The 13400-nt window shown below is 42.9% G+C and carries 14 protein-coding genes and 1 pseudogene; 13 read left to right on the forward strand and 2 right to left on the reverse strand.

From position 1 onward, the window contains the following. Positions 1 to 40: 40 nt before the first annotated feature. From MHB63_18400 to MHB63_18415, 4 genes are all read left to right on the forward strand, one after another. On the forward strand, positions 41 to 1096 hold the full coding sequence (locus tag MHB63_18400) for a glycerophosphodiester phosphodiesterase (protein MEK3808496.1): 1056 nt from the start codon (positions 41 to 43) through the stop codon (positions 1094 to 1096). Positions 1097 to 2126: 1030 nt separating this feature from the next. Then, a complete protein-coding gene (locus tag MHB63_18405; GenBank protein MEK3808497.1) occupies positions 2127 to 3320 on the forward strand; it encodes a processed acidic surface protein in 1194 nt (397 codons plus the stop codon). Beyond that, complete coding sequence (locus tag MHB63_18410) at positions 3317 to 3922, forward strand: class D sortase (GenBank protein ID MEK3808498.1); 606 nt, start codon at positions 3317 to 3319, stop codon at positions 3920 to 3922. Before MHB63_18405 ends, MHB63_18410 begins: the two co-directional genes overlap by 4 nt. Positions 3923 to 4194: 272 nt before the next feature. Beyond that, positions 4195 to 4590, forward strand: coding sequence for a hypothetical protein (locus tag MHB63_18415; GenBank protein MEK3808499.1), 396 nt, complete (start codon positions 4195 to 4197; stop codon positions 4588 to 4590). On the opposite strand, the gene MHB63_18420 is transcribed toward MHB63_18415, so the two are convergent. Further along, positions 4483 to 5175 carry a citrate/2-methylcitrate synthase gene (locus MHB63_18420; protein MEK3808500.1) on the reverse strand — a complete coding sequence of 231 codons (693 nt, stop codon included), beginning with the start codon at positions 5173 to 5175 and terminating at the stop codon, positions 4483 to 4485. The genes MHB63_18415 and MHB63_18420 overlap by 108 nt on opposite strands. Before the next feature lie 100 nt (positions 5176 to 5275). Between MHB63_18420 and MHB63_18425 the strand changes: the two are divergent. The 7 genes and pseudogenes from MHB63_18425 to MHB63_18455 all read left to right on the forward strand — a co-directional run bounded on the left by MHB63_18425 (position 5276) and on the right by MHB63_18455 (position 10194). Further along, positions 5276 to 5872: pseudogene (locus MHB63_18425) on the forward strand (substrate-binding domain-containing protein). A 14-nt stretch (positions 5873 to 5886) separates the two neighbouring features. Continuing rightward, positions 5887 to 6951 (forward strand): undecaprenyldiphospho-muramoylpentapeptide beta-N-acetylglucosaminyltransferase, encoded by a 1065-nt coding sequence (locus tag MHB63_18430; GenBank protein ID MEK3808501.1) that lies wholly within the window; start codon positions 5887 to 5889, stop codon positions 6949 to 6951. A gap of 59 nt (positions 6952 to 7010) precedes the next feature. Continuing rightward, positions 7011 to 7256 (forward strand): hypothetical protein, encoded by a 246-nt coding sequence (locus MHB63_18435; protein ID MEK3808502.1) that lies wholly within the window; start codon positions 7011 to 7013, stop codon positions 7254 to 7256. A 174-nt stretch (positions 7257 to 7430) separates the two neighbouring features. Further along, entirely contained in the window at positions 7431 to 7967 is a 537-nt protein-coding gene (locus MHB63_18440) for a sigma-70 family RNA polymerase sigma factor (GenBank protein ID MEK3808503.1), read from the forward strand. After that, positions 7968 to 8375 (forward strand): PadR family transcriptional regulator, encoded by a 408-nt coding sequence (locus tag MHB63_18445; GenBank protein ID MEK3808504.1) that lies wholly within the window; start codon positions 7968 to 7970, stop codon positions 8373 to 8375. Positions 8376 to 8379: 4 nt separating this feature from the next. Continuing rightward, complete coding sequence (locus tag MHB63_18450) at positions 8380 to 9639, forward strand: FtsW/RodA/SpoVE family cell cycle protein (protein MEK3808505.1); 1260 nt, start codon at positions 8380 to 8382, stop codon at positions 9637 to 9639. Positions 9640 to 10065: 426 nt separating this feature from the next. After that, positions 10066 to 10194: a hypothetical protein gene (locus MHB63_18455; protein ID MEK3808506.1), complete on the forward strand. Its 129-nt coding sequence runs from the start codon at positions 10066 to 10068 to the stop codon at positions 10192 to 10194. Positions 10195 to 10581: 387 nt separating this feature from the next. Here the strand turns inward: MHB63_18455 and MHB63_18460 are convergent, their stop codons facing one another. Beyond that, positions 10582 to 10929: a cyclic-phosphate processing receiver domain-containing protein gene (locus MHB63_18460; protein ID MEK3808507.1), complete on the reverse strand. Its 348-nt coding sequence runs from the start codon at positions 10927 to 10929 to the stop codon at positions 10582 to 10584. A 226-nt stretch (positions 10930 to 11155) separates the two neighbouring features. Here MHB63_18460 and MHB63_18465 point away from each other — a divergent pair, with 226 nt between their 5' ends. Together MHB63_18465 and MHB63_18470 are read left to right on the forward strand one after the other, a co-directional pair. Then, positions 11156 to 12202 (forward strand): metalloregulator ArsR/SmtB family transcription factor, encoded by a 1047-nt coding sequence (locus MHB63_18465; GenBank protein MEK3808508.1) that lies wholly within the window; start codon positions 11156 to 11158, stop codon positions 12200 to 12202. Beyond that, positions 12199 to 13398, forward strand: a complete 1200-nt coding sequence (locus MHB63_18470; protein ID MEK3808509.1) for an MFS transporter — start codon at positions 12199 to 12201, stop codon at positions 13396 to 13398. The genes MHB63_18465 and MHB63_18470 overlap by 4 nt, the downstream gene beginning before the upstream one ends. The last annotated feature ends 2 nt before the right edge of the window (positions 13399 to 13400 follow it).

The following is a 13400-nucleotide window of genomic DNA, read 5'->3' on the forward strand; positions in this document are numbered from 1 at the left end:
TACACTGGAAAGTGAATCTGATGAAGGAGATGAACATACGATGAAAAGATGGACAAAAACAGCACTTGCAGCCATGCTTTTAACCTCTGCAGGTGTTATGCCAGAGAGCAGTGCCTCGGCAGCGGACAGAGAGTTTGATCTCCAGGCTCACCGCGGGGGAATGGGACTGACAGTAGAATCGACCATTGCGTCATTTTCACACGCCTTAGAACTTGGCGTGAATACGCTGGAGCTCGATGTGCAAATCACAGAGGATCAACAGGCCGTTGTGACTCATGACCGAAAAATATCAGGCGGAAACTGCCGCGATACTGAACCTGCTTTTCCCGGTGATCCGGAATTTCCGTATGTGGGAAAATACATAAAAGATCTGACACTTGAACAAATACGGACAATGGACTGCGGCTCAGTGACCAAACCGCAATATCCGGGTCAACAAACAAGTCCCGGAGCGAAAATGCCGCTGCTTACTGAAGTGTTTGATTTAGTAGATTCCTATAAAGCAAAAAAAGTAAAAATGAACATTGAAACAAAAGTAGAGGCAGGAGCTCCTCATGAAACCGCTCCAAGAGAAGAATTTGTGCAGATTGTGGCAAAACAGGTCCGCGAGGCGGATATGCTGGACAGAGTGACGATTCAAAGCTTTGACTGGGGCTCCCTCATGAGAATGCGCGAGGTAGAGCCAAGCCTGCCGATCGTGGCTCTGACAAACGGCCCTCAATTTCTGCAGCCCGGACAGCCTGGGGCTTCGCCGTGGCTCGGCGGCATTGACATCGATGATTTTGACGGAGACCTTGTAGCCGCAGCCAAATCATTTGGAGCAGACGCCATCTCGCCTGTGCACGGCTTTCCGCAGAACGGAGCTGTTACAGAGGATGGGTATGAACCCTATGTGACAAAAGAAATGGTGGATCGTGCACACAATGCAGGAATGCAGGTTATTCCTTGGACAGTAAATGACTTTCCCACAATGAACAAACTCATTGAAGACGGTGTGGACGGGATGATTACAGACTATCCTGACCGTTTGCGGAGCGTCATGGAAGATCGCGGGTACAAGCTTCCGAAATCGTATAAGACGCCAAAAAATGAATGATGCACATTCGGCAGTCCTGAAGAATTGGGTTGCTTTTTTCTGCGGTGTTTTGGGAAAGCAAGGGCAGGGAGGTGTGATTGTGTAAACCTTTGCAAGCCGCAGTATACAGATTGTAGGGAGGCGCGATTCTCGGGAATGACATTTTTTTCGTAGATTCGTTGATAAATACCTCTTTTTCTAGCAAGGTCCTGGGCATTCGTCAGTTAATTTGCGGTCCTGGACTATGTAAGTCAACTAAATCCGTAACGGCACGGATGCGCTTATCCTGGCGGGGTTCGTTACTACCGACAATCCGGCGAATACATCCAGCTTCAATCGAATTACAACCAACAATTCTTGCGCTACAACCAACTTTCCTTTTTTTACTACCACCTCCCCATTTAACACACAAATACCTCTTTTTCTAGCAAGATCCTGAGCATTCGTCAGTTGATTTACGGTCCTCGACTATATAAGTCAACTAAATCCGTGACGGCACGGATCCGCTCATCCGGTCAGGGTGTGTTACTACCGACAATCCGAAGAATACATCCAGCTTCATTCGGTTTACTACCAACAATCCATGCGTTACAACCAACTTTCCTTGTTTTACTACCAACCCCCTTTTTAAGACATAAATACCTCTTTTTCTAGCAAGATCCTGAGCATTTGTCAGTTAATTTGCGGTCCTGGATTATGTAAGTCAACTAAATTCGTGACGGCACGAATCCGCACATCCGGGCAGGGTGCGTTACTACCGGTAATCCGACGAATACATCCAGCTTCATTCGATTTACTACGAACAATCATTGCATAACTACCAACTTTCCTAATATTACTACCAACCCCTCTTTTCAGTATTAGAGGGCAGTGAAAATGCATCCCTATAAAACAGAGTTCGTGAATTACAGGTGAAAAAAGTCACAAGAAGTCCATGTAACATGAAAAAGCAACCAGTTAAGGGAAATTATACAGATACTCTTTTTCATCTGCTGAGATTATACTATTCTAGTTGATCTCATACTATTTTACTAGGACTGGGGAAGAAGCCATGAAACTCATATTATCGTTCTTATTGACTATAGCTGCAAGCTTTTTTCTGGTGCCGGCAGGAGCATTTGCGATAGAACCGGATGAACCTGATTTCGAAGCGCATTTGAAAGAGATCGGATGGGAGAAAAAGGACTACTTAAACTATCTTGAAGGCAAAGGGTGGTCATTTGCTGATTTTGAATCGGCTGATGAATTGGGGACACCTCTTACTGTAGAATCAATTTTGGAAATGATGGATACATATGAATTGACCCGCGGGCAGCTGAACGAGCTGCTTAGTGAAAACGGTGACATCGAAGAGGGGCAGGATGTTCTGGAAGGGACGTATCTTATTTTTGCTGAAGATGTGGACATGTATGTTGATTTTTACATGAATGGATGGGAAGGAACGCCTATAGATGAGAAGAATCTGGCAGAACTTCTGGGCGTTTACGGATTCCAATCAAGAGAAGAACTTGAGCAGTTTTTAAGAGAACATGATGACTCAATCGAACACTATGAGTACATTGAAGATCTTGATTATTCGCTTGATTTTTATATTAACGGTTCCGAAGCGGAGGATGCCATTTCGGATCTGTTTTCTGAAATAGGGTTGACCCATGAAGAGATAGAAGCGATTTTCAACTTTCTTTCTACGTTGGAACTTGATGATCCTGTGATTGAAGAGGAAATGATTGAGCTCAGCGAGAGAATGATGGAATTTGAAGAGTTTGAGTCATTGAACGATCTGTCGGCTGAGCAAATGGCGGAGCTTCTGGACATTTTTAAAAGCATGCTTGATCTTCTGCAGATCAATACAGATTATTATATAGTGAAGGACGGCAACATGAAGCCGGTATCTTTAAAAAGCATTCTTACAGTTAATGTAGAGAAAGGCTCCCGTCTGCTTATTAAACTTTCAAACCTGCAGGAGGAGTTACTGGCAGATATTCTTGTAACGGCTGAAATGTTTGGTTCAGATTTGATTCAGGAAACAGGGGGAGATTTAATGAAAGCCAATCAAATCGTAAATGAACATCCAGCATATTCAAAACCTGTCAGTGAAAACAAGCCAATAAGCAAGACCGTAAAAGGCGGAGAGCTCCCTGAAACCTCAACCGGTGCTGCAGGATACGTACTTGCAGGTATGGTGCTGATTCTTGCAGGAAGCTGGTTTTTACGCAAATACAACATGCAATCCAGGCAGTCATGAAAAAAAGAAATCTCTTCCTGCTTGTTTCTGCTCTTCTAATAAGCAGCGGAATATGGCTTATGACAACAAATGCCGGCACCATGGCAAAGGGGTATTTTCTTTATAGAACCAGTTTAGAACCAAAGGCAGAGAATTTCCCGAAAAACAAAGCTGAAAAACAGACAGCTGCAGCTGAGGATCTTCTCTATCCCAAAAGACCTGAAGCAGGCGAGCAAATAGGTAATCTTTCCATTCCAAAGCTTGAAGCAAACCTCCCCATTTACCACGGAACGGCTGAAGAAGAATTAGAACAGGGAGTCGGTCACTACGCCGGAAGTGTACTGCCTGGTGAAAAGGACAACTCTGTTCTATCCGGCCACAGGGACACTGTCTTTCGAAATCTCGGAGAATTTGGAAAAGGGGATCTTCTCATTGTGACCACATCTGCAGGAGAATTCACTTATAAAGTGAGGCAGGTCCGGATTGTTGACAAAGATGACCGCACCGTCATTGTGCCGAAACCAAAAGCAGTCCTTACGCTTTCAACCTGCTATCCGTTTGCCTTCGCGGGGCCAGCACCTGAGCGTTATATCCTTATTTCAGACCTGCTTGCTGCAAAATAACATGTGAATGGCGCGCCTCCACGAAAAGGCGCGTCTTTTTTGCATTCCAACTGACCATAAAAGCTGAATGTATGGTATTGTTTAGGAGAATAAGGAGCAAAGGAGAATCCTCATGCTTACTATAAAAAAAATTCTCCGTTACTTAAAGGGCTCTGGGAGAGGGCGCTGACGAACGTCACCCGGAACTATGGAAATAAGAATTATATATTTTCTGCCTGCTAATTTGTAACGATATCCTTCTTAAAAACGTCATATGTTTAAGGGGGATTTTTATGAAGAAACTCTTATTGGCAATTGTTTTAATTCTATCCGGCTGTTCTATGGAGCCAAAATATCTGAGCGAATTTTATTCAGGTACACTGGATGAAGTAACAAAAGCCGTCATCACGGACGGCAGTTCAGGATATAGAAAAACAATCAGCGATCAAAAAGAGATAAAAGAATTGATGAACAGGATGCAAAATGTCACCTTCATTCAAGAAGAGAATCAGGAGGACCGCTCAGGATTCAGGTATGCCATTGCATTCTTTGAAGGCGAAACACAAACGTTTCATTTCTCTTTAAATGAAGTAGATGGAACCTATTATCAAACAGAGCCTGATCTCTATCCTCTTATTGATGATTTTTATAAAAAGCTTCCAGAAGAAGAGGAAGCTATTTTCCAATAGAACTTCAGAATTAGGGTGAAGATTGCCCGTTCGGCACACTCCAAAGACCAACATCTGCGCTTCCGGTCTCAACAAAGTGTTGTTGTCTGCCTGCTCAAGAATATGGGCAGTCCAGCCGGTCATCCGGGCAGCAGTGAAGACCGGCGTAAAAAGGTCAGCGCTCATGTTCATGGATTTCATGATGGCTGCAGCATAAAATTCAACATTTGTATATAACGCTCTTCCTGGTTTCAGCTCCGACAGAATGTTTATCGATGCTTCCTCCACTTTCAAAGAAAGATTCAGCCATTCATCATCTCCCGCTTCTGAAAGCAAAACCGCTTTCAGTGCTTTTGCCCGGGGATCCCGGGTTTTATAGCCTCTGTGCCCAAACCCCATTAACCGTTCTCCTCTGCACACTTTCTGCCTGATTAATTCTTCAATATCGCTGCTATTTGCCGCTTCAGCCAAAAAGGATAGAACCTCAGAAGGCGCTCCTCCGTGAAGAGGCCCTTTCATCGTGCCGATTGCAGATGTTACGGCTGAATGGAAGTCTGACATCGTTGATGCCGTGACCCTGGCAGAGAAAGCTGATGCGTGTTTCAGCTGCCGTTACTCCTTTTAAACCATGATAAATCATGAATATCTCCCCGCTGTTTATCAGGAGGGTATCCTCAAGCTTAACTGATATACTTCACACCTTTCACTTGCGATATCTCCCTTGATTGCAGATACGATTCTGCCGTTTGTATTAAAAAGATATACTTCCACGTATCCACAGGTCGAAATTTCCGTTAAAATAGTAGAATCGGCAGAAATTGAACATGCAGTGCTGAGTGAGAGCGCAGATCTTGGCCTGTTCTGCATGGACAGCTATCACAGTGAAATCACTTCGCAGATCCTTTACAGAGACAGGGTTATTCTTGCAGCTCCTCATGACGGTGCGGATTCAGAGAATGCGCTGCCGCTTGACCCGGAAGAGCTCTTGACATCAAATTACCTTCTCACACATAATCATCCTGTATACTAGGATTCTCTGTGCCGAGCCGTTAACATGATATTTCCCGGAGTACGGATGATGGAAGTCACTCAGATCCACATCACAAAACGTTTTATCGCAGAAGGGCTTGGCGTTTCCTTTCTTCCTGCCTCAACGGTGCGCAGAGAATTGCTTGAAGGAAGACTGCTTGAAGTGGACTGTCCATTTCTTCCATTGCCTGAAGCTTGTACATATGCCATTATGAAAGACGTTCATAAAAAACAAAAAGAATTTCTAGCTTTTTTAGCGCAATTCAGAATTTGAAGGAGGGCTTACGCCTGATGAAAAAAACGATTGTCTTTACAGGAGGCGGCTCTGCAGGCCACGTGACACCGAATATGGCTATCATTGATGAGCTTGACCGCAGTGCCTGGGACATCCAGTACATTGGTTCAAAAAAAGGAATCGAGAAAGAACTGATTGAAAATATCCAGATTCCGTATCACGGCATTTCGAGCGGGAAATTAAGACGCTACATTGATCTTGAAAACGTGAAGGACATCTTCCGGGTTATGAAGGGCTGCCTTGATGCCAGAAGAGTTTTAAAAAAGCTGAAGCCGTCAGTTGTCTTTTCTAAAGGCGGCTTTGTTACCGTTCCGGTCATTATTGCAGCGAAATCTCTCAACATCCCGGTTTTCATCCACGAAAGTGATATGACCCCCGGACTTGCCAATAAAATTGCCCAGCGCTTTGCGACAAAAATTTTCACATCATTTGAAGAAACACTGGCCTATTTCCCTAAAGAAAAAACCGTTTCAATCGGCTCACCTATCCGCCGCGAAATGTTAAAGGGATCACCAATTAAGGGAAGAGAACTTCTCGGTTTTGATGGAAGAAGACCGGTTCTCACAATTATGGGCGGAAGTCTCGGTGCGAGGAAAATCAATGAAACGGTAAGATCGGCACTGCCGAAGCTGAAAGACTATCAGATCATCCATCTTTGCGGAAAAGGAAACGTGGACGAATCCCTTATCGGCAACAAGGATTACAGACAGTTTGAATATGTTCACGGCGAGCTTTCCCACTATCTTGCAGCCACTGACTACGTCATCACAAGAGGCGGCTCTAACTCAATCTTTGAGTTTTTGGCACTGAAAATACCGATGCTGATCATCCCGCTGACAAGAAGCCAGAGCAGAGGAGACCAGATCATGAACGCCAAATCGTTTGAGAAAAAAGGCTATGCGATGATGCTCGAAGAAGAAAACCTGACAGAGGAATCTCTTCTTACCCATCTGGCCGATCTGAAAACAAACAAAGTGGACATGAAAGATACGATGAACAGACTGAATAAAAAAGATGCGATCGGCATCCTTGTGGAAGAAATCAATAAGATTGGATAGCTAAACAAACACGTCATGTCAAATGGCGTGTTTTTTATCAGGGACGAGGGGGTGTTTTCATGAGTGAAAAAAAGCAAACCGGTGTTGACAAGCACAATCAGCTGGATAAACTCCCATTCAGCTGCAGCAGCACGAAAAACGGCAGCGTGTTTATAAACTATTTTCACAAGCAGGTAAAAACCTTAAAAGGAAAAGAAGCAGAGCAATTCCTGAAAAAGGTGGAGGCTGCAGCAGATGAAAAAGCAAAGCAGCTGATCATGGCTAAAATAACAGGGAATTTTAAACGGGGAAATGAAAAGGGGTAAGCCAAAAAAGGCCAAAGCCGTTTGATTTCAAATATTTTTTGAAAGAGTAATTGAATGCTCAGCGAGGCAGCTGAGCATTTTTTTCGGTTTCAGGCAAATGCGGCTACTATTTTTACATGGTCAAAAACCAACTCGCATCCAAAATCGTCTAAGTAAAGGAAAGGAGGGGGATAAATGGAAGATTGGGCAGCAGATTTCATAGAAGCAAAAGATTATGAAACTCTCATAGATGAAATCATGCATGAATACGGAACTGAAATTCTAAAGCTTGTGTACACTTATGTCCGAAATCAGCAGACAGCTGAAGACCTGACTCAGGACATATTTGTCAAATGCTACAGGTCGCTTCATACATATAACGGAAAATCGAAGCTTAGAACATGGTTATGGAGGATTGCAATCAATAAGTGCAAGGATTATTTAAAGAGCTGGGATTATAAACATATAACTCCGTCAAATGATCACTGGACAGATGCACCTTCAAGTGAGGAAACAGAATACGCCGTCATAAAAAAAGAAGAAGAGTCTGAGCTCTTTTCTGCTGTAATGAACCTTCCTGTAAATTACCGGGAGGTCATCTATCTTTATTATTTTGAAGAGCTTTCCATAGATGAAATCGCCAGGATAACAAGCTGTGCGCCAGGCACGGTAAAAACAAGAATGCGACGTTCAAAACAGCTTTTAAAAGCGGGCCTGAAGGAGGAATTGTAGGTGGAAGAACAATTAAGAAAGCTGAGTAAAAGTTCCGGGAACCAGAATTTTGACAAATTGACGTTTACAGAAAAACACAGAGCAGGCGTATGGAAACGCATCAGCAAACAGGAGAAATCACCATCCTGTCTCCTGAAAGATGTTCTGCAGCTTCTGATTCATGAGAAAACAGGGTATGAACTGAGCGTTCTTCTAAGAGCAAGAGGCAATTCTGTTTTTGATGAAAATGAGGGAGCCATCTACACCTTTCTTCACGAGCTTGAAAAAAAAGAATGGATTCAGGCGTCCTGGCATGGAAACCAATCAAAATTTTATGTGATTACTTCCCGGGGAAAGAAGATATTAAAGCGTGAAGAAAGAAAAGCCGCAGGTACTGAAATTTCCCTCAGTGAACTATTGGAGGGATAAAAATATGATAGAGACAAGGGATTCTTACCTTAGTAAAGTAAAAGAACAAATAAAGTCAAAAGATGCTAGAATGATGGTTGAAATGGAATTAAATGCTCATATAGAAAGCATAAAGGAAGACTGGGTGAAGAATGGTCTCACCGCAGATGAAGCAGAAACAAAAGCAATTGCTCAAATGGGGAATCCTGTAGGAATCGGAAAAGATATGAATAAAATTCACCGGCCAAAAACAGATTGGGTCCTGATTCTTTTATTCACATTTTGTATGGGAGCAGGATTCCTTCCGGTTTTTATTGGAGAGCAGGTTATGCTTATTAATAAAATCCTGATCTCTATAATCGGAGCAATCACTCTATTCGCGTTTATGATGGTCGACTACCGCAGATTGGAAAGGGTTGGCTGGGTTTTTTACATACTGGGAATAGGTTTTTTACTTGTGATACCACCTTTTGCAAACCAAATTATTAATGGGAGTTTATCCATACAGATTGGTTTCTTCAATTTGGAAAGTCTTATAAGCATCCCATTTCTTTTAGTGGGGTGGGCGTCTTTTCTGAATAACCTCAGATTAAAAGTTTGGCAAGCCATTCTTTTGTATATCGTGCCAATACTTCTTTTTGCCCAGCTGCCTGCTGTATCAACCGCTGTATTATATACGGTCATGGTCAGTGCAATGATTTGCTTCAGCAAGTTTTCAAAAAAAGTCATACTATCATTATTGACAGCGGGGAGTGTTCTCGCAGGCCTTTTACTTTTTTCCGTATTTGTCTTCTCATCACCTGAACGAAAAAGTCGTCTTGACGCTTTTCTTAATCCGGAAAAGCATTCACATGAAGGAGGTTTTCCCATCCTTTATATCAGAGACTTGATTCGGGATGCAGGCTGGTTTGGTCAGCCGCAAAATGAATTTCTAATGGGTGATTCACTGACAAATCTTGTCTTTGTTTCCATTACAGCAAGCTTCGGCTGGCTGGTTGCCGGCGCAATTGTCATCCTGCTCTTCCTTTTCAGCTTCCGTCTTGCGGTTTATGTGCCGAGGATGAAACATTCATTTGGAAGATTGCTGTTTGCAGGAGCAATCTCACTTTTTACGATGCAGGTTGCCGTCAATATTGGTATGGCTTTAGGGCTCCTTCCATTGATGACAATGTCTCTTCCGTTTATCAGCTATGGACTGATGCCTGTCCTTTTAAATTCAGCTCTAACCGGCATCGTGCTGAGTGTATATCGGCGAAAAGATCTTATAGGTTTCGAATCCAGGTAATTTAAAGAAAAGAATAAATCGATCGTGCGAAAAAATTCCAGTTGAAGAAACTGGAATTTTTTTATTGGGAAAATATGCATAGCTGCAGTGCGGATTTTTTCAAATTAATATATGTTCTAAAAGCAAATAGAGTGAATTCTATTCAAATTGAAGGCCTGTTACTTTAAATAAACTCTGTTCTAACGAAAACATTCTCTAAAAACTTGAATGCTGATTTAAAACACAAAGTTCAAAATAATGAACTAAAAAAACTATGTTCCAAATAATCATATTAGAAAGAAACAAACTAGTTGCCAAGAAAAGTTAAATCTATCACTTTCAACAAATTGGTTTACATAAGAAGGATACAATCAACAAGGGGATATTTTAATGAATCTCTACCAAGGAGTATGAGCATCATACTCTTTAGAGGGGAGGTGGAGACACATGCCAAACCGCAATGACAATAAGTTCAGAAAGATTGAGTCAGAAAGCCAGAAACAAGGAAAAACGCAGGAAGAATATGCTGCTGAGCTTGACAGCAACCGTGCAAAAAGCCAGCAAAAGAAGAAATAAGCTTTGGAAGGACTGCTGATGGCAGTCTTTTTTTATGGAGCGCTTACGGTTTGTTTTAAAGCGTTGAATGCGCAAAACCTTCTGCGAGGAGTGCACATTTACAGAAAGTGGACTCTTTCTCTTAGGAGGCAGATGGGAATTTTTAAGTAAACATCTGTTTCCGGCAAGGAACGAATTCTCTTTTTCAAGTAAAAGAGGCATTTCTGCAAGCATTCCTCCCTATATGGCAAGTATCGACCCCGGTGCTGCCTACGATCCTCGTTTTCAACCATTCAATGCCCAAAACCTTCTTCGAACAGTGCACCTTTCTATCAAAAAGGCAGCTGGAAGCTTTCTTAAGACAAAACAAAAGAGGCACCCCGGAGGGTCCCTCAATAATTTAGTATGTTATCGCATTTTTCTATCCGAAGCATGGAGAGGCATTGGTTTGAGAATCACTTTTATTGATTTTGGCATTTCGAAGTCTTCCTGTGCCTGTTTAAAATACCTGTACATCGCCTTGCTTCCGGCTGCATTGGCCGAGTGGATGGTAATGCGGTTTGCATAAAGATGATGCCTGACCATGTAATGTACCAGCATGAGCCCGTTTCTGGTCTTGCTGACCAGATCGTGATCAAGGGACAGATGGTCTACGCGATTAGTTTCTAAAAGCGCAATGCATTGGTCTATATCTTCCGCCAAAACATATCCGCTGGGGCAGGTCCGGTAATCATCCATAAAGACACTGATAGTCATGATGATTTCCTCCGATCTCATGTGACCTGACTTCAGTGTAACATACTTGCGTCTATTTAACAGGAGAAGAATTTCCATTCGAGTGAAAGAGACAAAGAAAGTCAAAAAGCCCGCCAATCTGCAGTAAAAGGTGTATTATCACTTTTTTTCGCAAGGGATTTATTCGAAATATATTGAATTATACATTCAAATTATTTAGAATGATAAGAAAGGAGTTGGAAAAAATATGAATCTGTTGAATACTTCATTTGAACGGTCATCATACGGTGTTCAGATTAAAACATCATTGCTGTTTGAAAGTGCTCTTGGCATCGCCATGATTACCTATCCAAAGCTTCATGATCAGCTTGAAATGAAGAGGGTGGAACTGGATGAGCTCAAGAAAAGCCTTTCGATTGAACTGACAGCAGAGCTGGACTACTGCCACGAGCACAACACGTGGAAAATGCTGCTTCAGTTGCTTCATGTTAAGGATTTCTCAAGTCCCGGTGAATTTTATCAGTTTTTAAGGTCACTTTCAGAGAGTGAGCTTAAGTATTACGCACTGCCTTTTGTGGATATCATGCAGGAAAATAACCGTCTCGCAGCTTCTAAAGGGGATAAGGAAGCTGAAAATGATTTGGTTCTGGCCTGCAAGGGACATGCCTTTTTTCCGCAAATGATTCATTTTGTATGCAGCAGCAGGCAAGCTGAACTGCTAAAACATCTTCATGCGCTATTGGATGGGTGGTATAACGAAGTCATTCTCCCTAAAAAAGAATGGACCAGTGGTGTTCTGGAACGGGATGTTTTTGAAAAGAGGCGCATCAGCCAATTGGAAAGTCCTCATAAAACGGTCCTGAAAGCTGCTGGAATTGATTATAAACCCGAACAGGGGATTGCCGATGTGATCTTAATTCCTCACGTGGCTTACAGACCCTGGACGATACAGGCAGACCTGCCTGCTGCAAAAGTTTTTTACTATCCTGTAAGCGACAGCAGTTTGATGAAGAGCACGGATCCTTTTGAACCGTCAGGACAGCTTGTGCAGAAGCTTAAAGCAATTGGGGATGAAAAAAGGCTCAGGATCCTCAAGCTTCTTGTTAAGAAAGAGCTGACTTTAAAAGAAGTGACAGCTCTTGTCGGAATGGGGAAAACGACCGTCCATCATCATTTGACCCTCTTGAAAGCAGCTGGACTTGTTCACGTAAAAGGCAGTGTTTATAAAGCAGCTGAAGACTCAATTAAAGGGATAGAAAAGGAAATCTTCACTTTTCTGCACAAGGAAACATGAAACCGGTCAAGCTGCTTTTTTATAATCAGCTTCTGTCGGTCTATGCAAGTACGTTCGGAACGTTCCTCCTGTCGTGGATTTTATATGAAGAGACCGGTTCAAAGCTTGCGATGGGAACCTTGTGGCTCGTCAGTATTTCGGGCCAGCTGATCGTTCAGTTTATAGCCGGACCCTATATAGACCGGTTTAAAAGAACATCAGTAATGAGAGGCTCAGAGGCGTTGAGAGCTTCCGTATACTTGATGCTTCTGATTTTAATTTCAGCAGGATTCAATGAAGAGGCCCTGCTATATGCGGCTGCTTTCTTAACCTCCATTACTGCATATGATCCTGCTGCTGCAGCCCTTGTTCCAAAGCTTGTGCAAAAGGAGGATTTGGTAAAAGTAAATGCAGGAATTTCAGGCGGCGTGCAATTCATGAGGTTCTTGGCGCTTCCCGCATCAGGGTTTCTGGTATCTGTTTTAAATGATAAAAGTTCTCTTATTCTTGTTGTCAGTGTATTTTCTGTTTCCTTTATCATGATAGGGTTCTTAAGAGAAAAGCCTGCAGAATTTGAGAATAAAGCACCATGGATAAAGAAATTCAAAGAAGGCACGCTCATTTACCGGAAACATAAAATACTCCTGTTCCTCGGAGGGCTTGTTTCCATCACTAGCTTTGGCGTGTTTGCTGCCCAGACCATGTATATTCCATTTGTCGCAGAAGTTCTGGGAGGGTCATCTTTTGAGTATGGCCTGTTTGACGCTTCTTTTCCCCTTGGTTACATAGCCGGCAGTTTTGCGGCGTCCAGGATAAAAGTAAAGGAAACCTCCATCTATCAAATCATGATGCTGGCACTGTTTATCGGAGGCTCTACTTACTTGGCACTTGGTGCTGCAGAGTCACTGGCAGCGGCGATGGTCATTGAAGTCGCAGCAGGTGCAGCTATGCCGTTTTGGAATGTTTACAGCACTACGCTTTATCAAAAGCTTGTGCCGCAGTCCATTCTTGGGCAGGTTTTCTCAGTCAGGTTCCTCCTGACAAAGGCAGCTGCGCCGCTTGGAATTATTTACGGTACGGCATGTGCGTCCCAATTTGGCATAGCGGCACTCTTTCTTTCGATTGGTGCCATCATTTGCACAGTTTCGGGGGGAGGACTTCTTTATCTGGTATTCAGAAGCCGGTCAGCTCCACCACAAACTATAATAAAAGATTAATT

This window comes from Bacillus sp. FSL H8-0547, from assembly GCA_038002745.1.
In the GTDB taxonomy this organism is placed as follows: Bacteria; Bacillota; Bacilli; order Bacillales; family Bacillaceae; genus Bacillus_P.

Coding starts and splice junctions, on each gene's coding strand:
- MHB63_18400 (MEK3808496.1), top strand. CDS start 41: ATGAAAAGATGGACAAAAACAGCACTTGCAGCCATGCTTTTAACCTCT.
- MHB63_18450 (MEK3808505.1), top strand. CDS start 8,380: ATGATAGAGACAAGGGATTCTTACCTTAGTAAAGTAAAAGAACAAATA.
- MHB63_18470 (MEK3808509.1), top strand. CDS start 12,199: ATGAAACCGGTCAAGCTGCTTTTTTATAATCAGCTTCTGTCGGTCTAT.
- MHB63_18465 (MEK3808508.1), top strand. CDS start 11,156: ATGAATCTGTTGAATACTTCATTTGAACGGTCATCATACGGTGTTCAG.
- MHB63_18460 (MEK3808507.1), bottom strand. CDS start 10,929: ATGACTATCAGTGTCTTTATGGATGATTACCGGACCTGCCCCAGCGGA.
- MHB63_18410 (MEK3808498.1), top strand. CDS start 3,317: ATGAAAAAAAGAAATCTCTTCCTGCTTGTTTCTGCTCTTCTAATAAGC.
- MHB63_18440 (MEK3808503.1), top strand. CDS start 7,431: ATGGAAGATTGGGCAGCAGATTTCATAGAAGCAAAAGATTATGAAACT.
- MHB63_18405 (MEK3808497.1), top strand. CDS start 2,127: ATGAAACTCATATTATCGTTCTTATTGACTATAGCTGCAAGCTTTTTT.
- MHB63_18455 (MEK3808506.1), top strand. CDS start 10,066: ATGCCAAACCGCAATGACAATAAGTTCAGAAAGATTGAGTCAGAAAGC.
- MHB63_18435 (MEK3808502.1), top strand. CDS start 7,011: ATGAGTGAAAAAAAGCAAACCGGTGTTGACAAGCACAATCAGCTGGAT.
- MHB63_18415 (MEK3808499.1), top strand. CDS start 4,195: ATGAAGAAACTCTTATTGGCAATTGTTTTAATTCTATCCGGCTGTTCT.